The organism is Thiomicrospira aerophila AL3 (assembly GCF_000227665.2).
GTDB classification, from domain to species: domain Bacteria; phylum Pseudomonadota; class Gammaproteobacteria; order Thiomicrospirales; family Thiomicrospiraceae; genus Thiomicrospira; species Thiomicrospira aerophila.
In genome coordinates this window covers 83,991-106,944 of sequence record NZ_CP007030.1, presented here as the reverse complement: position 1 = coordinate 106,944, position 22,954 = coordinate 83,991, and the positions used below count along the sequence as shown (strand labels likewise).

The window sequence follows — 22,954 nt, the reverse complement described above, 5'->3', positions numbered from 1 at the left end:
TTATTAAGTTATAAGCAATTATAGCGAGAATTATTTTTTGCATAATTAATTATAAAAATAGGGGCGATAGTTAAAAACTATCGCCCCTAGGCGATTGGTTGCAAACTAACTTATTCAGCTAGCATTAATTCAAAACGACGGTTTTGAATGCGGCCTGCTTCAGTATCGTTACTCGCTGCTGGTTGGGTTAAACCAAATGCAACTGTTTCAATACGATCTGCAGGCACGCCTTGATTTAATAAATATGCTTTTGCAGCATTAGCACGACGCTCAGACAAAGCTAAGTTGTAAGCAGGTGTACCAATAGTGCAAGTATGACCATGAACAACTGCACGCTCGTTAGGGTTAGCATTTAAAAATGCGGCAAAACGTTCTAAGCGCTCAAAATCTTTTGAATCTAGGTCAGCACGATCAAAACTGAACAAACCAACAATTTTTTCAGGCGCTGAAGATACCGCTACAGGTGCTGGCGCTGGCGCAGGAGCTGGTGCAACTGATGCACCCTTATCTGCAACCTGTTCTTCCCAGCCTTCACACTTAGCAATAGCCGTTTCTTTAGACCAGTGGATACTACGTACGCAACCACCCCAAGTGGTACGAACAATGTTACCTTCTGAGTTAATCACATAGGCTGGTGAGCCATTATGATGAATATCGCCTGAATGAGCGTTCATGCTCATAGCTAATAAGCTTGCAATTGCAACGCCGGTTAATTTTAATTTCATGGTGTTTCTCCTAGAAACGAGGTTATTAATTTTCTTTAACAAAATTCTAGCATAAGACTGTGATAAAAAAAGCATTTATATCGCAACTTACCCATTTTTTATCACGTTTTTAATGCGGCTTTAAACCCTGTAAAGTCATCAAAAGTGCATCCAAAAAATCCAATTTTTTTGCATGTGCCATCATAAGTCCTGCCCCCTGGTCAAAGCCTTGTTTTTGACAAATACGCAGTGCGGCGAGGTAATCTTTTCCTAGCGGACTTGCCTCATAGGCTTTAATATCAAGTAGAGCCGCTAAAGCGCCAATATTATGTAATAAACAAGCTGCGTGTAAGGGTTTAACGGCTGCACCCACTGCATCTTGAGAAATAGCTAATAAGGGATCAACCGCCTTGCGCTCTATTAGCAGTCTCACTACCCAGTAATTCATTTGCGCATCGGCCTCACTCTCTAAGGCATGAAAAAAAACATCTTCGGCCTTAATCCCCTCCTCAGACAATAGCTTGCCGACCAAAAGACTAAATGGTTCGCGTAATGTTGTATCTGCGCTAAATAATGCCATGCTTCCCTTCAAACCTTTTTAAATACTACAAATCCTGTGCACAGGCATGAGCCGATGCCCACGCCCATTGAAAATTAAAACCTCCTAGATGACCTGTAACATCCAAGACTTCACCAATAAAATACAAACCAGAGACCTTATGCGTTTCGAAAGTTTTTGAAGACACTTCATCGGTAGATACACCACCCAAACTGACCTCAGCCTTCGCGTAACCAGCCGTATCATCCGGATAAATTGACCAAGCAGTTAGGCTTGTGCCCAGCTGATCAAGTCGAAGCTGGGTATAGTTAGCCAAATGATCATCAAATTCAAACTTGGTTTGCCAGGCCTGCACCAGACGCTTTGGCCAATGCTGTTTGAGTGCACCGGAAAGACTTTGTGCGTTTTGCTTCAAATCTAATAACCACTCAGCGACATTTTTAACGTCAGGCAACAAGTTAAGACTTATGGGCTCACCTGGCTGCCAGTAGTTTGAGACCTGTAAAATACAGGGCCCGCTTAAACCCTGATGAGTAATCAACATCGCCCCTTCAAACCTTGGCCCGCGTTGCGCTGTTACCGCCACCTCTAAACTCAGACCGCTTAAGTCTGACCACCAGGCCCGCTGGCGCGCTGGCATTTGTAACGGCACTAAACCAGGACGTGAAGGAATAACCTCCAGACCATATTGCTTAGCCAGTTTCATCCCAAAATCACTGGCGCGTAGCTTTGGATATGACAGACCTCCCGTTGCAACCACTAATTTGGCACTGGTTAACTGCCCTTGTGACGTACTTATTGACCAGGTTTCATGCTGTTTAATCACCGCTACGACATCACAATTTAGTTGTAATTCAACACCCGCCCAATCTAACTCTGTTCGCAACATCGCCACAATCTGGCCTGCACCCTCCAGCGTAAACAGCTGGCCATTATCCCGCTCTTCATAGGCGATATTGTGTCGTTCCACCCACTCAATAAATGCTTCAGGTTGATAACGTGCTAAGGCTGATTTAACAAAGTGCGGATTAGCGCAAATAAAGTGCTTCGGTTCAACGCGTCGGTTGGTGAAATTGCATTTTCCGCCACCTGAAATCCGAATCTTGGCACCAGGCTTAGGCGCATGGTCAAGCAATAGCACGTTTAAACCTCGATAGCCCGCTTGAATTGCACACACCATCCCTGCGGCGCCGGCACCAATAATCACCACATCGTAATGCAACTGCGTCACGGATTTTGCTCCCGAGACCCCAAAGGCACCCAGGCCTGCTGACGGGCATCAGCCTCATCCTTAAAGCGCTGAATGATCTGTTCAGCCAAGGCTGGTTCAGCCTCAACACCCATTTCAATTGAACGGCGGCGTTGTTGATCAAAATGGGGCAGACTAAAAATACGCGCTGTCGGATAGTGTGTTTCTAGCTCTACCATTAACTCAATCCAATCCGCTTCACTGCCATCAATCAAGCGAATCGCCTGTTCAATAGTATGCCGACCCACTAAATGTGCCAGTGGATGACTCAGTATCCAATCCATCATTGGCTCAGCCATTTGTGGAAAACCCGGCATAAAATAATGATTCTGCAAATAAAAACCTGGCACACCATTGAAGGCGTTTGGAATCAGCTGCGCACCCTCTGGAAACTCGACCATTTTGATACGGTTAGGATAGGTGTGTTCACCAAACAGCTGCTCAAGGATGGCACGTCCTTCTTCATGAACCATCAATGGCAAGCTCATCGCTTGAGCTGCACACTGACGCGTGCGGTCATCGGGTGTGCCACCAATACCGCCACAACAAAACACCTGATCGCCTGACGCCAAGGTTTGACTGAGTTGCTCGCGCAAAATGTATGGATTATCACCCAAAAAACGCACCCAACTTAACCCCAATCCTCGCGCTTTTAACAAGCGACTCAAATTCGCTAAATGTCGATCTTGACGTTTTCCCGAGAGAATTTCGTCGCCAATGACCACCAAGCCAATGCCTGCCATGACTAAACCCTGCTAAAATCCGATATAAAAACGGCCACTTCCGTGGCCGTTACTTAAATGACGCCAAATACTAATCAGCTTAGACGCCTTTCACCAAACGCACAATAGGATGCAACCAAACTAAACTTGCGACAGCATAACCTACCGCCATAAAAATAAGTAGTGCCCAGTCCAACCAGTAGCCCATAAAGGCAAAAGATGAGCCCGTTAAGTAAGGAATGGCTAAGAATAACAGGGTGGCCACAACCGCTCCTGCCATTAATGTCACTCTTAAAGCCGCCACCCTAATTAGACCACCTAATTTAAGCATCGCATAAGCATTTAACACCAGTGCACCTATCAGAAATAACGTGATAACTAACCAGTGAGCTTGTGCATAACCCACCATCATAAAAAAACCTAAACTTAAACCTTCCATAATCCTTTACACATTCCCTTTTAACATTTGCAAATAAGTGGGCTTAAGCATTTGATCTTTCATAATCCATGCAAACCACGACTCTTGTTTCGGATCAATAAACGAATAGGTCGGTGTTAAGTTACCGGCATAATCAAATTCAATTAACATGGCCGCGCCAAAACGCGTTAACAATGGGCATGAGGTATAGCCATCAAATTTGGCAACAGGTTCCTCACCCGCAATGACTGAAATCAGGTTTTGCACCACAATTGGAACCGACATCTTAACCGTTGCAGCCGTTTTGCCACGCGGTGTACCATTGACATCCCCGCAACCAAATACTTCAGGATAGGTGTTATGTTGTAAAGTATCACGATCAACGGCTAACCAACCACCGGCGGCCATATTCCCTTCAGTCCAAGCAAGATTAGACTCTCTCACAGAACGCGGAGCGCGCATAGGCGGTACCACATGGAGTAAATCATAATCTGTGGTGAACTGACTGCCATCTTCTTGTGTAAAGGTCGCTTTACGCGCACCAATATCCACTGCAGTTAGCTCCGTGCGGAATTTAACATCCATACCAGCTTCTTCATAACGATCAAGCACAAACTGGTTAAACCAAGGCAAACCAAACACATTGTTTGTCGCGGAATAAAAGTTCATTTGCGCCTTATCCATACCACCATTCTGACGCAAACGATCTAAGGTCAATAACGTCATTTTTAATGGTGCCCCAGCACAGCGAATCGGCGTACTTGGTAGGGTAAAAATGCCATTACCGCCTTCTACACTATACTTACGAATCGCATCCCAGGTTTGGGCTGCCGCATCCGGGCTATTGTAAACACTCGCCAAGCCATTTTGACCAATCGCATTAACATCCATGCCTTCAATCGCGTCATAATGATATTCAACACCGGTTGCGACGATCAAATAGTCATAATCCACTACACGACCCGTGTCGGTAATCACACGTTTGTTATCCGGCTCATAAACTTCCGCCATTTCCTTGATCCAATTGACCTTAGCGGGTATAAATCTGGCATTACGCTCAAGCACTTTACTTTTTTGCCACGCGCCGGTCGCTACTAATGTCAGGCCAGGCCAATAGTAATGAGTTTCACGACGATCAACAATAGTGATATTCGCATTAGGTAAGGCTTTGGTCAGACGATTCGCCAAACTAATCCCCGCCGCACCCGCGCCGGTAATGACAATATTGGCGCGCGTATTCGCTGCACGCGCTGGAATAGCCCCCAAGCCAGCCACAGCCGCCATAGCTGCCGCACCGCTTAACAGGAATTTGCGGCGATTAAGTCCGCTAAGAACCGATAGAGAAGACATGTTACTAACCTTTATGAAATCAAATAAGTGTTGTTAACTAAACCGGCTAACAACACAGCAACATTAGATTATACTAATATTAAAATGCCAATTCAAAACCGATGTGCGCGCCATCATCAAACTTGACTTTCGCTTCTTTATACTCTACTTCAAATCGGCGATAGCCAACAAAGCCTTGTAGATTACGGAGCAAACGAATATTGGCGCGAACAGACAGCTCATTCAAATTTTCAGCATCCGTAAAAGCTAGGACTTCGGGAGCGACCAAGTATTCAACCGTCACATTCGTCGGTGTGGCAGTTGGCAACCAATAAGCGGCATGAACGCCCAATAAAATCCCCGTGCCTACTTTATCGATATCCTTTGCCTTGGCATAAGCAAACTTACCCTTCACGCCTAAATCCAAATTCGGGTCTAATACACCTTTACCAATATAGGCTAGTGAGGTATCAATAACATAATCCTTGTCCTTGTTGTATTGATAGCCTAGGTCGAATCGATAGGTTTCTTGCATCCATACATCACTGCTAAAAACACCAAATTTAGCCGAGTCATTTGCAATTTGAGCATTGACCCCCATCTCATTAGCTTGCACGGCAAACGGAATGCTGGCACTGACTAAAGCAGAGGTTGCTAAGACCTGAAAAATCTTTTTCATTTTAACTCCTTGTAATTACCATCATAAATTTAAGGCTGTATTGACGCATCTTGTGACTGTTGAAATTGAGCAGTGATCCAATCACCAAAATTACTCAACTGCTCGACCCAACTAATGAGCGCTTCGAGGACGATTATTGAATAATCTCGTACGGGACCCCAATCAAACAAAATAGCGGCAATCCAGAGCACAATCAGCGCGGTCCAAATAAGCGATTTAATAAAAAACATTTAAAATCCAAACCGTGAACGTTGTTGAATTTTCTGAATTTTGTTTTGACCGGCCCAAACTTGACGGTTGGTCTTGAGGTCAATCAACACTAAGTCCGTTTGATAAAAAGTCACACGACGATTATTTAACTGATCAACAATCGAAGTAATCGTGCCGCTTAAAGCAAAATCAGCGCCAATTTCCTCACCAAACGGCTTGGCGGTATCAGGACGAGAGAACTGTTGTTGCTCTGTACGCTCTTCACGGATTTCACCACGCTGATCTGCCGCCGCGACAAAATCAACCCGACCAGAACGAATACCGGCCCGACGTAAGTCATTGACGAAGGTCTCTACCGGAATTTGTTGGTGAGAGCGATTGTCAATCGTTTGAATAATCACCACCGGACGTATTTGACCGGTTTCAGTTTGGAAACGCTCAATCCAAGGAAAGCTCAGCATGTCATCAATCATTGAATCCGCAACCAAGCGAGAATCGGTTGCATTCCATTGATCAGTTAGGGCGATTTCTTCTGCAGCATCGACGCGTTCGACCTTCGTGCCAGCACAACCCTGAATGCCTAGTCCCAGGGCTAACACACCCAGCAACAGACCTGCTCGCGTAAGGGGGGACCATGTTCCTGTCTGTTTCATTTTACGACCTCCACAAAGGTGATTAAGTTAATGCATTTTACCAATATTTATTTACTTTACCTGCAAATCCTTCTCATTTTCACGATTTTATTACTGACGAGTTACCGGCAACCAAACTCGTTCACCTGGCGCGAGGTTGCGTTGCTGCTGTTGTCCCTGCTTATCCACCCAACTCACCTGACCAGGCTCTGCCCATTGGCGGTGCAGATGAATATAAGCCGGCAAGGTTTGCCAGTTTCGTGTTTCAGCGGCTTCAGTCGCCGATGTCGCCACATCACCTATTAAGCGCAGCCAGACATTATCTTGGGTTACGGCCTGCACCCCTAAACGTTTAATCATGGCACGCGCCAAGGCGGCATAAAAATCTTCATTTGCCGCGAGTAATTGCGCATACACCGCCTGCACGGCAGGTGCATCCATCATCACCGCCGATAAGGCTTGCTCATTCAGCATCAAATTGGGTTGAACTGGCTGCGGCCAAGCCAATAAATCATAATAAGGAATCGTCACCCGCAAGGGGGTTTGCGCAGCACGATCCAAGCCCACCGCTTGCACTTGCGGCCAAATCGGTCCTAAAAATAAAGTTTTGCTGCCAATCGCACCGCGTACTATCCCGCGTAAGCCATCCTGATAAATATTGAGCGCCAAGCGAGCAAGGCCTTTATCGGTGTACATCAAATAAAACCATATCGACTGCGCAAGCCCTTCATCGCCTGCGGCCAGGATAATCGGATAGACCTCCATATTCTGGGTGCGATGGTTTACAATCAACATCGCATTCATTTCACCCCGTTGCGGAATCCAGCCTTGATGAACCACCTGCACTAGTTCAACCCAGTCCGTTTGCCAGGCCTGGAGAAGCGCTTGCTGCTTGGTTGATAATTTTTGTTCCGCAAGGCTTGGCCAATCCGATTGACCTAAACGCTTCATCATGCGCAAGGTATCAAACCAGGCCTGCTGTGCCGCCTGCTCATTTAAGCCCATTTGCGCACTATAACCCTGCTCATATAGCTGAGCGGCCTGTTGATAGGCCACCCGCGCCGGTGACCACTCGCCTCGCTGCTCATAGACCATGCCAGTGACATAGCGCAGCCACGCGTTATCTCGCAACACATAGTCACTGCGATCGAACAAGTCGCCATTCAACAAACGCAAAATCGCCAGCAGACGATAAAAAGGCGTTTCGCGCTGTTCGGCGGCGGCCTGAAAATCCAGCACTTGCGCGGCTAAATCATTCAGCTGCACTTCCATTTGACGCGCCATAACACGCGCATCTATTAACGCTTGTCGCTGCTCATCAGACGTTGCTGCAGCTTCGCTCAAGGCAAGGAAATTCAGTGTTTGGATATATTCAATAAACAAACGTTCAAAGGTTTGCGGACGATACATGCGTTGTCGTGGACTGGTCATCAGTACGCGCAACTCTTCGGTTAGCGAAGTGGTTTGGGCCAGCTCCGCATCGGCTTTGGCTTGCTCAAACAAGGCATGACTGGCTTGATAATCACCGGCCAAATGGCGCAGCATACCGAGTTCTAAATTCAGCAGAATTTTTTCACGCCGCTGACCATCTAAATCACGTACCAACGCCTGTTCTGCCTGCGCCCAATCTTGCACTAGCAAGGCTTGTCTGGCTGGCTCAGTTTGTTGTTTGTAGCTAGCACAGCCATGCAATAGCATCACCGCCAGCATTAGCATTACGCCCTTCATAGCGATCAGCATAGTGTGTGTCCTGATAGTTGACCTTTGCGCCAAGGACGCAACCTAAAACGCCCCGGATGCACCGCTGCATCCAACCTATTCATCTCAGACTCCGCATCAGCAGCTGCAGACGAAACACCCAGTATTTGATCACGAATACGCTCGGCCGCCCACCACACTGACATTAATCCCCTTGCACCATGCCCTTGCGATACCCACAAAGCTGGATGATAGCGTTGCGCCGGATATTGGAATAAGGCTTTATTATGCGGTTGAGATAAATAGGCTTTCTCAACCCAATCCGCATCAGGTAAGGCACCAATAATCGGTAAATGATCTGCTGTAGTAGGCCGAAAACCCACGCGACCTTGCCACAAGCTAGCCGCTGGCAGACCCCAGTCAGGTATCACCGCCGCCAGTTTCTCGGCATTGCTTTGATGCGAGGCCAAGGAGGTCGTTTGCGACACATCCGGTGCTTCAAAAGTCGCCCCCGTCACCCAATAGCCGTTTACTGGCGGGGTAGTATAACCTTGATGCGCCATGGCACCGGTTAAGGGATAAGGACAATCCTGTTGATTCATATAACTTACTTGACCTTTAAGCGGTCGGATAGGCAGTTGCCAGGCCTGGTTAAGCCGCGACAAGGCGCCCGTGGCAATGACCACTGCATCGGCATTTAAAGTCGTAGCGCCACTACGAATATGCCATTGTTGCGAAGAGGCATGCCAGACCAATGCCTCTACCTCTAACCCACCTTGAAACCGAATCGAAGGATGATCCAACGCACGCTGCACTAATGACGGTGGACTCAACCAACCCGCTTGTCGATACACCAGGCCTGCTGGTTGGTTAGCACTCGATGCCGCCTCCACCCTAACCCACTCCCTGGGTATATCCAGTTGTGTTAGCCATTTGGTGCTTATCTGTAGATCCTCATCGCTAAGCAAGGCTTGGCGCAAACCTGATAAATCACCGATAACCTGACCTTGCTCCACCCAGTCGGCTACCCAGCGCCAGGTTGCTTGCAAACCTTGCCAATAAAACTGACTGCGAATATTCCAATCAGCGGTGAGTAATGGATGCACCAGACCAGCTAAATTACCCGATGCCGCTTGCGCGGGTTGTTCGGCTTGATCCACCACTGTTACCAGCCAGCCTGCTTGGGCCATCACCTGTGCCACCGCACTGCCGGCTAAACCCGCTCCAATCACCAACAAGTGCGGTGTAGTTGGCCAAGCTCGCGGTGCAGGCGGCGCAAACCAGGGCAACATGGGTTTCGGTTTAGCCTTATCAGCCATCATGTTAGAATGAGGTCTCATTAGAGTTCAAAATAAGAGTTTAAAGTTAGTGTCAAAAATTCAAAATAAATCAGTTAAATATGCCCAATTATTCTACCGACTCTAACACGGCTATTAATGAAAACTTTGCATTAACGCAAATCCAATCTTATTGGTTCGCACAACACCAAGCATATCAGCGCAGCTCTATCACGCTAGTCGGTAGCCGAGGCTGGCAAACAGCATTGCTTAAGGCCACAGCCAACAACCTAGTTGGCTGGCCAAGCGACATCTGCTGGCTCAATCATCAAACGAATCGGCAAAGCCTGCGCCATCAGCTTGGGCAAACACTTACCGCCAACCAGGCCGGCTTAGTGATCGATTTAAAGAGCGGCATAGATATTGAAAGTGTAGCCATCGCGACCGGTTTATTACCGGGCGGCGGCGTGTGTTGCTGGCTAATGCCTGCTGAGCCAAGCGATTTAGCCCAAGCCACCCACACCTCAACGCATCCACTTGCCAACCTACTCAGCTTTCCCTGGCAAACGGAACACTTAGCTCCGGCATTTGAAACCTGGGTGCGCGATCTTGTCAGTGACCCGCAGCATAGCTTAGTCATTTATGAAGATAAAACCCTGCACCCGTCCCCAAACACTACGCAGCTTACTTATCCGGTGCTAGTGCCTCAGCCAGCGCAGAACTCCAGCCTATCTCACTCACACCCTGATCTCACTGAGGAGCAAGCGCAGCTTCTCAAACACATGCTTGATCAGCTGCAACACAATACGCAAGTCAACCAACCCGCTCCGCTAGTTTTGACTGGTGAACGAGGGCGGGGTAAATCAACGTTATTAGGTCATTTAATCAACCGGTTGTTTGTGCACCAGCCTTACAAAGACAGTGCTGATAAAGACTATGCTATCGCCCTTTGTAGTGCGCGCCCCGATCAACATCAGCAGGCCTGGTTAACACTCACATCGCCACACCAAGCCCGCGTCACGCGCTGGGCACCGGATACGCTCATCAACGAGCAACCTAGGCTTGATTTGTTAATTATTGATGAGGCCGCCTATTTGCCTTGGCCACAGTTGCAAACCCTGATAGGTCGCTATCCGGCTTGTATCATCAGCAGTACCGAATCCGGTTATGAAGGCTCGGGGCAGGCCTGGCAACAGCATTTACGTCCTTGGCTAAACCATCATTATCCCAACTGGCAAGGCTATCAGCTCGCCCAGCCGTTACGCTGGCAAGCCAACGACCCTTTAGAACATTTGGTCGGCTTATTAAGCGGTCACACGCGAAAGATAAATCAATCTGCAAGACCAAATCCAGACTGTGCAAAGCTTGATTTAAATCGGCTGAGTTGGCAATGTGTTACCCCGCAGGCATTATCACACACGCAACGGGCGCAGGTTTTTGCCCTTCTTACCGACAGTCACTATCAGACCCGCCCACGCGATTGGCAACTGCTGTGCAGTGCACCTAACTTGCAACTCGCACTGATTTGGCAAGGTACGCAACTCACCGGTGCACTCTGGGCCATTTTAGAAGGCCCTTTACCCGATTGGGGACCACACCGACGCCTGCAAGGTCATCTTGTCACCCAAAAACTGCGCCAACACCACCAAACACCTGAACTCTACAGTGGACGCTATGCTCGCTGTACCCGTATAGCGATTGCCAATCCTTATCGCCACCAAGGCTTAGGCAAGCAACTGGTCGCCTATTGGCAAAGTCACCCCACAAACAGCTCAATAGATAGTTTTACTGTCAGTTTTGGTGCCACGCCGGCATTATGGCGTTTTTGGTCTGACTGCGGCTTTCACACCCTGCATCTCGGTGTGCAACCTGATGCCGCATCGGGGCGTTGCAACCTGATGATGATGACACCCCCTAAAGCAACCAACTTGGCCAAGGCTTATCAACAAATCCAAGATTGGTTTAAAGCACAGTGGCCAGCGCTGCAGCACGAATATCACCCACTCAGCCATGACTTAGTCAGCAACGCGGAACAGCAGGCCTGGCAATTCATTTGGCACACACAGCCAGACTGGCAAAGCCACCCTTGGCAAAAGATTTCAAATTCACAACGCCAGCACGCGTTGAAAGATTATGCACAAGGTCTGCGACCTTATGAAGCAATAAGTGGTCTGTTGATAGACTGGTTTAAGCAACAACCCGAAGCAAAATGGCAATGGCCAGAGGCGGCCTTGTGGCAGTGGAAAGCACAAGGATGGGATTGGTCGCGCACGCGCCAGGCCTGGACACTACAGCCCGGCCAACAACCACTGGGACGTAAGGGTTTAGAAGGGCTGTTAAAAACGCGCCTTCTAAGAAGCCTTACTGACTAAAGACCACCGTTTTGTTACCGTGAATTAATACGCGATCTTCTAAATGAAAACGCAGCCCGCGCGCCAAAGTGGTTTTTTCCACATCGCGACCTAAACGGCGCATTTCTTCAATTGAATGGGCATGGCTGACTCGAATCACATCCTGCTCAATAATCGGCCCGGCATCCAACTCTTCAGTCACATAATGGCAGGTTGCTCCAATCAGCTTTACGCCGCGCTCATAGGCTTGATGATAGGGTTTTGCGCCCACAAAAGAGGGCAAAAAGCTATGGTGAATATTAATCACCCGACCCGCATAATCGGCACACATTTGCGGCGGCAATATTTGCATATAACGTGCTAACACAATCACATCGACCTGATAATGCGCGACTAAACGCTCGGCTTCAGCAAAGGCCGCGGGCTTGGTATCCGGCGTCACCGGCACATGGTGAAACGGAATCTGATGCCACTCTACCATCGCCCGTAAATCATTATGATTGGCAATAACACAGACCACATCACCCGGTAAATCGCCATCATGCCAACGATAAAGCAAATCCGCCAAACAATGCGCCTCTTTACTGGCAAACAGCGCAATACGCTTAGGTCGAGCTGAATCACTGATAAACCAACTCATTTGGAACTGTTCAGCAATCGGTGCAAACTTGGCTTCAAACTCGGCAAGCTCAAAAGGCACTGAGCTGGCCAAAATCTCATGGCGCATAAAAAACCAACCATTGCCAGCATCGGTATGGTGATTCGCCTCCACAATGTTGGCACCCTGTTCGGCAATAAAACCGGCGACTTTGGCCACAATGCCGACCTGATCTGGACAAGACATCACTAAACGATAAACACGCTCCACACCACTACTCCTAAAACATCATGCTGTAAAATCAGCACATGATAGCAAATGGCTACTCATTTCGCGCTTTTCTTCTATGTTATACTCACAAATTAGTTTAATTTAACAATAAAACCCTATTCTTATGCTCAAAGTCGTCTCATTTAATGTCAACAGTGTGCGGATGCGCCAACATCAACTCGAAGCGCTAGTTGCAGAACAAGCGCCAGATATAATTGGTCTGCAAGAAACCAAAGTGCAAGACCATGAATTTCCACTCGAGGCCATTGAAGCTCTAGGCTACCGTGCCGAATTTTGTGGCCAAAAAACCCACTATGGTGTCGCGATGCTATATAAACCGCACCTCACCCTGACCAAGCTACAAAAAGGCTGGCTAACCGATGATGACAGCGCCCAAAAACGGATGATTATTGGCGACTTTACCACGCCAGCAGGTGACAACCTGCGCGTCATTAACGGCTATTTTCCACAGGGTGAAAACCGCGAACATCCGATTAAGTTTCCCGCCAAACTGGCTTTCTATGCTGATTTAATGGCGTACTTAAACACCGATTGCTCACCCGAGCAAAACCTGATTGTGATGGGCGATTTTAATATTTCACCGCAAGACATAGACATTGGCATCGGCGAAGCTAATCGTTTGCGCTGGCTAAAAACCGGCAAAACTAGTTTTTTACCAGAAGAACGCGAATTATGGCAAAACCTACTAAACTGGGGCTTGCAAGATACTTATCGTTGCTGCCACCCTGATTCAAACGACAAGTTTAGCTGGTTTGACTACCGCTCCAAAGGCTTTGAAGATTCACCTAAACGTGGGCTGCGCATTGACACGCTATTAGCCACCGCACCCTTAGCCGCCAAAGTGGTCGCCAGCGATATTGGCTATAGCATTCGCAGCCTTGAAAAACCCTCTGACCATGCGCCAGTTTGGTCGGATTTTGACCTTAATTAAACCACCGCTTCGAAGGAAAATATCATGATTTCAGTCCAAATTATGCAACGCGAACTTGTGGTTGATCACACCCTGTTGTTGTGGGTCAAAACCGAAGGCGAATTTAATTACGCACCTGGGGATTATTTGATGATGGGGGTCCATCCAGATAGCGTGAAGCCTTTTTCAATTGCCAATGCACCACGTGAAGATGGCCTAATAGAAATGCACATTCGTCTTAACAACGATGATTGGCTGCAGGAATTGGCCCAACAACAGGTAGGTGATCATCTATGGATTGATGGGCCGCATAACCAAATGAAACTGATGCCCGAACAGCCACTCAATATTTATATTGCTGGTGGTACGGGACTCGCGCCGATTAAAGCGATGATTGAAGCACGCCTCGCGCAAGGATTAACCCAACCAACTTGGCTATATTGGGGCGCCAGCTATGTAGAAGATTTCTATTTACGTGATCCGCAATGGTGGCCCGCAGGCCTGCATGAACGTGTCCATTTTGTGCCCGTGCTGTCTAATGACGAACAAGCCAAAACTGTCAATTGGCAAGGAAAACTGGGGCTGGTACATCAGGTTGCATTAGCAGACCATCCAGACTTGAACAACGCCCAAGTCTATGTCTGTGGTGCATGGGAAATGATTAAAACAGTAAAGGCGGATTGCATCGCCGCCGGCCTACCAGCCGAGCGGATTCAACCACTCTAACCAGCCAAGACCTCATCGACCATCTGTTGCGCTTCGGCAAGCAGCTGGTCTAAATGCGCTTGCCCTTCAAAAGATTCAGCATAAATTTTATAAACATCTTCTGTACCCGATGGCCGTGCGGCAAACCAACCTTGTGCCGTGGTCACTTTTAGGCCACCAATGGCGGCATCATTACCCGGTGCATGAGTTAGCTTTGTCGTAATCGCATGACCGGCCAACTCTGTCGCTTTAACCTGATTCGCACTCAACTGACTGAGTCGCGCTTTTTGATCACGATTGGCCGGCGCATCGACTCGAGTATAGACCGGGGCACCATATTGCGCGGTTAAACGCTGATAATGCTCTCCAGGATCTTTACCGGTTACCGCCGTCATTTCAGCCGCCAATAAGTTCATAATAATCCCATCTTTGTCGGTACTCCAAGCTGATCCTTGGCGATCCAAAAAGGACGCGCCCGCAGACTCTTCACCGCCAAAACCAAGTGAACCGGACACCAGGCCTGGTACAAACCATTTAAAACCTACCGGCACTTCAACCAAATTACGCCCAAGACCCGCTGCCACACGGTCAATCATCGAGCTGGACACCAGCGTTTTACCTATTCCCGCCTGCGCCGACCAGTTCGGTCGATGACTAAATAAATACTCAATCGCCACCGCTAAATAGTGATTAGGATTAAGCAGGCCTGCTGATGGCGCCACAATACCATGACGATCAACATCTGGATCATTGCCAAACGCAATATCAAATTGATCTTTAAGACTTATCAAACTGGCCATAGCGTAGGGTGACGAGCAATCCATACGGATTTTGCCATCTTTGTCCAAGGTCATAAAACTAAACGTTGGATCGACACGGTGATTCACTTGAGTCAGGTTTAAGCCATAGTGCTCGCTGATCGGTTGCCAAAAATCAACACCTGCTCCACCCATTGGGTCTACGCCAATACGTAATCCAGAGTCAGCAATAGCTTGCATATCAATCACTTCGCCCAGGGTTTCGATGTAAGGCATCATCAAATCGACCGCCTGCACATAATCACTGGCTAAGGCTTTGGTCAAACTCTGACGCTTAATCGCTTGCCCACCGGCGAGTAAAATCGCATTGGCACGATCCTGCACCCATTTAGTGACATCGGTATCGGCCGGCCCACCATTAGGTGGATTATATTTAAAACCGCCATCACGGGGCGGATTATGCGACGGTGTAATAACTATACCATCCGCCCAACCACGGTTACGTCCACGATTATGACGAATAATGGCATGGGAAATCACCGGTGTCGGTGTATAACGTCCGCACCCTTGAATATAAACGGTGACTCCATTGGCACTGAGCACCTCAAGCGCAGTGGCTTGGGCCGCTTCTGATAGTGCATGCGTATCCATGCCCAAAAATAATGGCCCATCAATGCCCGCACCCTGACGGTATTCCACTAATGCCTGACAAATCGCGGCGATATGGCCATCATTAAAACTGGACTCTGAGCTGCAACCACGATGACCCGAGGTGCCAAAACCGACCGCTTGCTCTGGGCGACTGACATCCGGTTGACGTGCATAATAATCAACCATCAACTGCGGGATATTGTCCAGCTTTTCGGCTGGCACCGGCTGGCCGGCTAATGGATTAAGCGCCATGACTCACTCCTTGGGCAAGTTGTGCCAATGCAGCGTTAAATAACCCACTGGGACGCATCGCAGCCGCCGCTTTCGTTGCATCGGGATGGTAATAACCCCCTAGATCAACCGACTGACCTTGTACGGCCGCTAGTTCAGCTAAAATGGCATCTAATTGACTATTTAACTGCGCTGCCAAGGGTTCGAACTGCTGTTGCAAAGCTTGATCAACCTGTTGCTCGGCTAAAGCTTGCGCCCAATAGGTCGCCAAATAAACATGACTGCCACGATTATCTAACTCGCCCAGCTTGCGACCTGGTGAACGGTTTTCCTGAAGAAAACGACTGGTCGCTTGATTTAAGCTATCCACTAACACCTGAATGCGCGGGTTATCGGTTTGTTGCGCTAAATGCTCCAGGGACACAGCGAGTGCTAAAAACTCCCCTAGCGAATCCCAACGTAAAAAGTTTTCTTGCACCAATTGTTGTACATGCTTGGGTGCAGACCCACCAGCACCGGTTTCAAATAACCCGCCTCCGGCCAACAAGGGTACAATTGACAGCATTTTAGCGCTGGTGCCTAGCTCTAAAATCGGGAACAAGTCGGTTAAATAATCACGCAGCACATTACCAGTCACCGAAATAGTATCTAAACCGGCCTTCGCCCGCGCCAGTGTCTTAGCCGTCGCATCAACCGGAGTTAAAATCTCCAGCTCTAAACCTTCGATATCGAGCATACCCAAGGCGTTTTCAACTTTCTTAATTAAGTTCGCATCATGTGGGCGCTGTGAATCTAGCCAAAAAATCGCCGGGGTATTGGTTAGGCGTGCCCGCGTGACCGCCAGCTTTACCCAATCCTGAATCGCTATGTCTTTTGTTTGACACATCCGCCAAATATCACCCTTGGCTACCTTATGTTCGAAGATCACCACCCCGGCTTCGTTTATCACCTGCACCGAACCGGCAGCTGGGATTTCAAAGGTTTTATCATGCGAACCATACTCTTCGGCTTTTTGCGCCATCAAACCGACATTGGGCACCGTGCCCATAGTCGCTGGATCAAACGCACCATTGGCTTTACAAAACTCAATTGTTTGTTGATACACTCCGGCATAGCAGCGATCCGGAATAATCGCTTTCATATCCTGCAGCTGACCCTGTGCATTCCACATCTGACCTGAGCTGCGAATCGCCGCTGGCATTGATGCATCAATAATCACATCACTGGGAACATGTAAATTGGTAATCCCTTTATCAGAATCGACCATGGCAATGGCAGGGCCTTCAGCCATACATGCTGCCAACGCCTGCTCAATCGCTTCGCGCTCAGCAGCAGGTAAGGTTTTAATTTTTTGATAGACATCGCCCAAACCATTACGCGCTGAAATGCCAAGTTTATTAAAGGTATCAGCAAAGCGCTCGAACACCTCAGCAAAATACACTTCTACAGCATGGCCAAACATAATTGGATCAGATACCTTCATCATCGTGGCTTTTAAATGCACCGAAAACAGCACACCTTGCGCCTTAGCATCGGCAAGCTGAGCTGCTAAAAAAGCACGTAAAGCCGCGACCCGCATCACCGATGCATCAATCACTTCGCCGGCTTGTAAACGGGTTTTGTTTTTTAATACTGTAATTTGACCGTCTTCACCATGAAACTCAATACGTACTGAGTCCTCGGTCGGCGACACATAAGATAACTCAGAGCCATAAAAGTCATCAGCCTGCATGTGCGCAACGTGCGACTTAGAATCCTTTGCCCAAGCGCCCATGCTGTGAGGGTGTGCTTTAGCATAGGCTTTAACCGGTCCGGCCACGCGACGATCTGAGTTGCCTTCACGCAGCACTGGATTAACTGCTGAGCCAAGCACCTTGGCATAGCGTGCCTTAATATCGCGCTCTTGCTCATTTTGGGGGTTAGCCGGATAATCTGGCACGGCATAACCCTGGGCTTGCAACTCCGCAATCGCACCGGTCAATTGTGGAATAGAAGCCGAAATATTAGGCAGCTTAATAATATTTGCGGCCGGCGTTTTAGCAAGCTCACCCAGCTCCGTTAGCGCATCTGAGATTTGCTGTTCAGGTGTTAAATAATCATTAAACTGTGCCAAAATCCGTCCGGCTAAGGAAATATCACGCGTGGTGACAGCAACACCCGCGGCGGCGGTAAAGGTTTGAATAATCGGAAGTAAAGAATAGGTTGCTAAAGCAGGCGCTTCATCAGTGTGGGTATAGATAATAGTGGGGGGTTGAGTCATAGCGAATCCTTTTACAAAATAGGCTTGAAGATAATTAGGTACATGAGGCTTTTAGGTAACACATACGCGGTTGCGCCCTGATTTTTTAGCCTCATATAACGCAAAGTCTGCTCGCTTTAGAATAAATTCATACTCACCTTCGCCTAACTCACTGGATGCAACACCTAAGCTGGCTGTGACATGGGGGCCGACAGGAGAGGGCGCATGAGAGATCTTTAGGTCTAAAATGGCACGTTGAATTTTTTCAGCCACTTTCTTCGCACCATCAAGCGCTGTTTCTGGAAGAATAACTGCAAACTCCTCACCACCATAACGAGCGACTAAGTCGGCAGGGCGTTTGATCGTATCAGAAATAGCCGCTGCGACTTTTTCCAAACATTGATCACCTAAACCATGACCATAATGATCATTAAACATTTTGAAATAATCGATGTCCAACATAATTACAGACAAAGGTAAATTGCTTCGTTTACAACGATTTTTCTCAGCATTAAAAACCTCAGTCATTTTACGGCGATTAGCAACATGCGTAAGACCATCAATATTTGATAGGGCTTCTAGCATGTCCGTTTTCTTTTTTAACATCATATGATTACGAACACGAGCCTTTATAATAGGCAAGTGAAAAGGCTTGGTGATATAGTCGACTGCACCAAGATTCAGCCCTTTTTCTTCTTGGTCTGGCTCTGTTAGTGCCGTAACAAAAATAATCGGTATTGCCTGAGTTTTGCTATTTGATTTTAATTCCTTACAAACCTCATAACCATCCATGTCCTTCATCACAATATCTAACAATACTAAATCGGGCAGGGTCTTCTGACAGTATTCTACGCACTCAGCTCCAGACTCGGCCGTAACAACTTCATAATCTTCATCCAATGCACTGGCTAAAATTTGTCGATTCGACTTCATATCATCCACAATCAGAACAAGTGGCAAGCTTAGTGACATGGTTTTAAATCTCCGTTTAGGGGCAATCTTTTTGCTTTCTTGCGATGCGCAATCAATAAGGTTTCGAACACCTTAGGATCTTTAATCATGGTTATCTCGCCTTCCCTTGGCATTATGGCATCTTTTAAACGCGAAAGGTAAAACCTCAGAGCGGCTAAGCGCAATGCAGCTGGCCAGCAGGCCTGTTCTTGGTCTGTTAGCGGTCTCACCTTGTCATAGGCCGTCAATACGGCCTCTACTTTTGTGGGCTCCAGGTCATGTTGCGAATTTCTACACCAGTCATTTACCATAACTGCTAAATCATACAAACAAGCGCCTTGGCAAGCATAATACAAATCAATAATACCAGTTAGCTTCTCACCATCAAACATGGCGTTATCGGTAAATAAATCAGCATGGATAACACTCTGAGGCATCGGAGTCCAATCTATTTGCTGCTGAAAAGCAATCTCATCATTAATTAATGCTAATTGTTGCTCTGTTATCGCAGTTTTTATCAACTCGAAGGTTTGCTGCGCCCAATCAAGACTACGATCATTAGCTCGATAAAAGGGAAAGGTCATGCCTTCTTGGTGAAACCTTGCAAGGGTACTAGCCATCACTTGACATTGCTTCAAATTAGGCTGGGTTAAGGTATTACCGGGCAGACGCTCTACTAGTGCCGCAGGCTTGCCGCAGAGATGGTTAAGATAATTTCCCGCTAAATCTGCCTGAGGGTGTGCAGTTGGAATACCTTGTTCGGCCATAAACGCCATAATATTGAGAAAATAACTTAACTCGTCCGCCTGGTGATGCTCAAAAATTGTTAACACAAATCTAGATTGATCAGTATCAACAAAATAATTAGTATTTTCTATTCCTGCACTAATGCCCTGGTAACTTACTAACTTGCCGACAGAATATTTTGCTAAAAACTCAACGAGTTGCTCAGGTGCAACCTTGGTATAAACAGACATTGACAGGCATTCCCAACCATGAAATACAGACATTCTAGCACATTTAGCAAGCCTATTTGCTAGGAGCTGGGCGTCTTGTTGAAAAAGAAAAGCCCGCTGTTCGGGGCGGGCTTTCTTGCTAGAGAGGTGTTATAAAATATAACGATATTACGTAAGAATGTAGTACTTACATTCCGTGATGACCAACGCCTGGTGCGTCAACACCAATACGCTGTTCAACGTTGTACTGTGGCGTACCATCTGGCAGACGGTTTGCTGTACGGTAGCTAGTGATATCACCTGTACCATCACCCACCATGTAGTCTGGGCAATCACTCATACAACGGTCGTTCGCGATAACTGGACGGTGATCACAGAAGAAGTTACCTGCGTTAGGCATATACTTGTTAGCCTGCATTAACATTTCTGCGTTAAAGAAATCATCATCCTGAATACGCGTGCCTTGATCATCTAACGGAATATCGTTCATTTGAAGGATATAACCGGTAATACCCATGTAACCTGCGTCACCAATGGCTGGCATGTTAGGCGTCCAGAAAGGCATAGCACGACGGTTGTAATCAAACAAGGTCGTGGCGTATGGCCAGTAGTTGCCTACTGTCTTAATCGGTGCTGGGTCGTTGAAGTCTGAAGTAACCAATGGTAATGGATCCCCCTCAGAAAGCGGAAGATAACCACGTGCACCTTCACCAAATTCACCGTGACAAACTGCACAGAACTGGATGTACATATCGCCACCCTGCTGAACAGTCATACCCACGTCTAATGAAGGTAAACCATTACCACTTGCGTCAACATGAATTTTCCATACAGACAAGGCTTCTTCAGCGATTGGCGTACCAAACCCATAAGCAACAAATGTTGTATCGTTGTAGTAGTTTTCTTCTGCACGCGCCCAAACATCTACGAATGCTTCAGGAATTTTACACTGCATGTTGCCGTGTGGACCGCCGTCGATTGAATCATGGACTTCAAAAGAGTAGGGGTTAGCTGGGTCCATTTTTTCAACCAAACGCTGACGCGTGTTGTCACCTAGAATTGCGCGCACAACTTGCGCATCTAGGTAACGACCATCTGCTGCGTCAACAATTTCACGCCAGTTTTCTGGAAAACCACGTACGCCTGTTAATTCAGGGTTAGCACTGGCATCGGGTGTAACAAAAGCGCCAACTTGAGCACCTTCGGCTGGCTTGTCAGACATGGCAAATGCCATGCCAGACATTAATAACGCACCAGAAACCGCTGATGCAACAAGGGTCTTTTTAGAATTGAACATTTTCAATCATGCCTCCAAATTCGCTGTTGTGGGCGTGGATTTTCCAAGTAACCATCGCAGTACGGTGGTAAACGTTGTTAGTACCTTCAATTTCACGCATTTGCGGCATGTTTGGCTGTACATAACCTGTTTCATCCGTTGTACGGCTCATCATGAGTAACTCGCTACCGTCCCAGTCAAATTCAAGCTCAAAACGAGTCCAAGCTTTTGGCAATACCGCTGACGTTAATTTCGCTTCAGTCCAGTTACGACCACCGTCGAACGTGATGTCAACGTGATCAACTTTACCACGACCTGACCAAGCAATACCCTTAGCTACATAGCGGCCTGGGCCTTGCATTTTGAAGTCTGGAGATGGGTAAGTAATTACCGAGTTAGCTTCCATGTAGAAAGACATGTTCTGAACAGTACCGTCAGGCATTAACTCAGTATACTTAGAGGTTTCTTCACGGTGTTGAAGTGGCTTGTCAGTAACCTGAATACGACGAATGTGTTTAACCCACATGTTCGCTTCACAACCAGGTACGACTAAACGGATTGGATAGCCGTTTTCTGGACGGAGTGCTTCGCCGTTCTGCGCGTAAGCAATCATACAATCATCCATACCTAGCTCAACAGGAATTGAACGCGCCATACCAGAAGCATCAGCACCTTCTGGGATTAACCAGGTGCCTTCAGGACGGATACCCGCTTCTTTTAATAGCGTAGACAAACGAACACCTGTCCACTCAACGCAAGACATCATACCGTGGGTCCACTGTACAGAGTTCAACTGAACACCTTTCCACTCCATCGCGCCATTAGCCGGACATTCAGCGAAAAGAACGCGTGATTCTGCTGGGAAACGCTTTAGATCATCCATAGTGAAAATCAATGGACGCTCAACTAAACCATGGATAACTAAACGATGCTCATCTGGGTTGATGTTGATACCGCCACCATGGTAACGCTCAAAGTGAAGACCGTTCGGCGTAATCATACCGTGCAAGCTTTGCAACGGTGTCATGGTGATAGAAGCCATTGAGTCAGGCGTCAACCACTCAAGGGTACGACGTTGTACTTCTTTCTCGAAAGGTGAAGGCATACCATATGGATATTGACGAACACCCCAGCCCAACGCTTTACGCGCGCTTTGGTCTTGCAATACCGTGGTAATTTCTTCACGACCCGCGTAAGGTGCAACTGCACGCTTTGGGTCAAATTGGATTTCACGAGCGCTAGCTGCTTGAGTAAATAAAACACCCCCTGCAACAGCAGCGCCCCCTTTTAAGAAAGCACGACGGCTTTGTGAACGACTTTCTTCAGTCTGAACCGCGACTTTTTCTACTACTTTATCTGTCATTTTATATGCTCCTTGATTGGCATTTCTAAATGTAACAACACCACAGATTCAAGAGTTATTGTTATTCCAATTGTTAGTTTAATCCGAGCATGAAGACCAACAACGAAAAAATATTGTATTTGACCGCTACCGACTGCTCAAACTTACAATGTTGGCCCGTTATAATAAACCTGTTTAGTCAATGACATCAAGAAAAA

The 22,954-nt window shown here is 47.5% G+C and carries 21 protein-coding genes; 3 read left to right on the top strand and 18 right to left on the bottom strand.

Features of this window, described 5'->3' with window-relative positions:
• Nucleotides 1-110: 110 nt before the first annotated feature.
• The 11 genes from THIAE_RS00440 to mnmC form a co-directional block, all read right to left on the bottom strand.
• The gene (locus THIAE_RS00440) at nt 111-725 is read right to left on the bottom strand and encodes an OmpA family protein (RefSeq protein ID WP_006459670.1); all 615 of its coding nucleotides are present in this window, start codon (nt 723-725) and stop codon (nt 111-113) included.
• Nucleotides 726-834: 109 nt separating this feature from the next.
• Nucleotides 835-1,284 carry a hypothetical protein gene (locus THIAE_RS00435; RefSeq protein ID WP_006459671.1) on the bottom strand — a complete coding sequence of 150 codons (450 nt, stop codon included), beginning with the start codon at nt 1,282-1,284 and terminating at the stop codon, nt 835-837.
• 25 nt (nt 1,285-1,309) lie between these two features.
• Complete coding sequence (locus tag THIAE_RS00430; RefSeq protein WP_006459672.1) at nt 1,310-2,494, bottom strand: BaiN/RdsA family NAD(P)/FAD-dependent oxidoreductase; 1,185 nt, start codon at nt 2,492-2,494, stop codon at nt 1,310-1,312.
• A complete protein-coding gene (locus THIAE_RS00425) occupies nt 2,491-3,255 on the bottom strand; it encodes a competence/damage-inducible protein A (protein ID WP_006459673.1) in 765 nt (254 codons plus the stop codon). Before THIAE_RS00425 ends, THIAE_RS00430 begins: the two co-directional genes overlap by 4 nt.
• Before the next feature lie 79 nt (nt 3,256-3,334).
• Complete coding sequence (locus THIAE_RS00420; RefSeq protein WP_006459674.1) at nt 3,335-3,673, bottom strand: hypothetical protein; 339 nt, start codon at nt 3,671-3,673, stop codon at nt 3,335-3,337.
• Nucleotides 3,674-3,679: 6 nt separating this feature from the next.
• Nucleotides 3,680-5,002: an NAD(P)/FAD-dependent oxidoreductase gene (locus THIAE_RS00415; RefSeq protein WP_006459675.1), complete on the bottom strand. Its 1,323-nt coding sequence runs from the start codon at nt 5,000-5,002 to the stop codon at nt 3,680-3,682.
• Between the two features lie 79 nt (nt 5,003-5,081).
• Nucleotides 5,082-5,660: a YfaZ family outer membrane protein gene (locus tag THIAE_RS00410; RefSeq protein WP_006459676.1), complete on the bottom strand. Its 579-nt coding sequence runs from the start codon at nt 5,658-5,660 to the stop codon at nt 5,082-5,084.
• 29 nt (nt 5,661-5,689) lie between these two features.
• Nucleotides 5,690-5,890 (bottom strand): hypothetical protein, encoded by a 201-nt coding sequence (locus tag THIAE_RS00405; RefSeq protein WP_006459677.1) that lies wholly within the window; start codon nt 5,888-5,890, stop codon nt 5,690-5,692.
• Nucleotides 5,891-6,523 carry a penicillin-binding protein activator LpoB gene (locus THIAE_RS00400; RefSeq protein ID WP_006459678.1) on the bottom strand — a complete coding sequence of 211 codons (633 nt, stop codon included), beginning with the start codon at nt 6,521-6,523 and terminating at the stop codon, nt 5,891-5,893.
• 90 nt (nt 6,524-6,613) lie between these two features.
• A complete protein-coding gene (locus THIAE_RS00395; RefSeq protein WP_006459679.1) occupies nt 6,614-8,242 on the bottom strand; it encodes a hypothetical protein in 1,629 nt (542 codons plus the stop codon).
• On the bottom strand, nt 8,236-9,522 hold the full coding sequence (gene mnmC / locus THIAE_RS00390; protein WP_006459680.1) for an FAD-dependent 5-carboxymethylaminomethyl-2-thiouridine(34) oxidoreductase MnmC: 1,287 nt from the start codon (nt 9,520-9,522) through the stop codon (nt 8,236-8,238). Before mnmC ends, THIAE_RS00395 begins: the two co-directional genes overlap by 7 nt.
• Nucleotides 9,523-9,599: 77 nt before the next feature.
• On the opposite strand from mnmC, the gene THIAE_RS00385 reads away from it, so the two are divergent.
• Nucleotides 9,600-11,849: a tRNA(Met) cytidine acetyltransferase TmcA gene (locus THIAE_RS00385; RefSeq protein WP_006459681.1), complete on the top strand. Its 2,250-nt coding sequence runs from the start codon at nt 9,600-9,602 to the stop codon at nt 11,847-11,849.
• Here the strand turns inward: THIAE_RS00385 and purU are convergent.
• Nucleotides 11,839-12,696 carry a formyltetrahydrofolate deformylase gene (purU, locus tag THIAE_RS00380; protein ID WP_006459682.1) on the bottom strand — a complete coding sequence of 286 codons (858 nt, stop codon included), beginning with the start codon at nt 12,694-12,696 and terminating at the stop codon, nt 11,839-11,841. The two genes, THIAE_RS00385 and purU, sit on opposite strands and share 11 nt — an antisense overlap.
• Before the next feature lie 124 nt (nt 12,697-12,820).
• Here purU and xthA point away from each other — a divergent pair, with 124 nt between their 5' ends.
• Nucleotides 12,821-13,648: an exodeoxyribonuclease III gene (gene xthA / locus THIAE_RS00375; protein ID WP_006459683.1), complete on the top strand. Its 828-nt coding sequence runs from the start codon at nt 12,821-12,823 to the stop codon at nt 13,646-13,648.
• A 24-nt stretch (nt 13,649-13,672) separates the two neighbouring features.
• Nucleotides 13,673-14,353, top strand: coding sequence for an FAD-binding oxidoreductase (locus tag THIAE_RS00370; protein WP_006459684.1), 681 nt, complete (start codon nt 13,673-13,675; stop codon nt 14,351-14,353).
• On the opposite strand, the gene pgm is transcribed toward THIAE_RS00370, so the two are convergent.
• From pgm to soxC, 6 genes are all read right to left on the bottom strand, one after another.
• Nucleotides 14,350-15,993, bottom strand: a complete 1,644-nt coding sequence (gene pgm / locus THIAE_RS00365; RefSeq protein WP_006459685.1) for a phosphoglucomutase (alpha-D-glucose-1,6-bisphosphate-dependent) — start codon at nt 15,991-15,993, stop codon at nt 14,350-14,352. The genes THIAE_RS00370 and pgm overlap by 4 nt on opposite strands.
• Nucleotides 15,983-18,232, bottom strand: a complete 2,250-nt coding sequence (locus tag THIAE_RS00360) for an NADP-dependent isocitrate dehydrogenase (protein WP_006459686.1) — start codon at nt 18,230-18,232, stop codon at nt 15,983-15,985. Before THIAE_RS00360 ends, pgm begins: the two co-directional genes overlap by 11 nt.
• 51 nt (nt 18,233-18,283) lie before the next feature.
• Complete coding sequence (locus THIAE_RS00355; RefSeq protein WP_006459687.1) at nt 18,284-19,183, bottom strand: diguanylate cyclase; 900 nt, start codon at nt 19,181-19,183, stop codon at nt 18,284-18,286.
• On the bottom strand, nt 19,174-20,172 hold the full coding sequence (locus tag THIAE_RS00350) for a homoserine kinase (protein WP_239232383.1): 999 nt from the start codon (nt 20,170-20,172) through the stop codon (nt 19,174-19,176). Before THIAE_RS00350 ends, THIAE_RS00355 begins: the two co-directional genes overlap by 10 nt.
• 133 nt (nt 20,173-20,305) lie before the next feature.
• Entirely contained in the window at nt 20,306-21,415 is a 1,110-nt protein-coding gene (locus tag THIAE_RS00345; protein ID WP_006459689.1) for a c-type cytochrome, read from the bottom strand.
• Nucleotides 21,402-22,757 (bottom strand): sulfite dehydrogenase, encoded by a 1,356-nt coding sequence (gene soxC, locus THIAE_RS00340; protein WP_006459690.1) that lies wholly within the window; start codon nt 22,755-22,757, stop codon nt 21,402-21,404. Before soxC ends, THIAE_RS00345 begins: the two co-directional genes overlap by 14 nt.
• Nucleotides 22,758-22,954 lie beyond the last annotated feature (197 nt).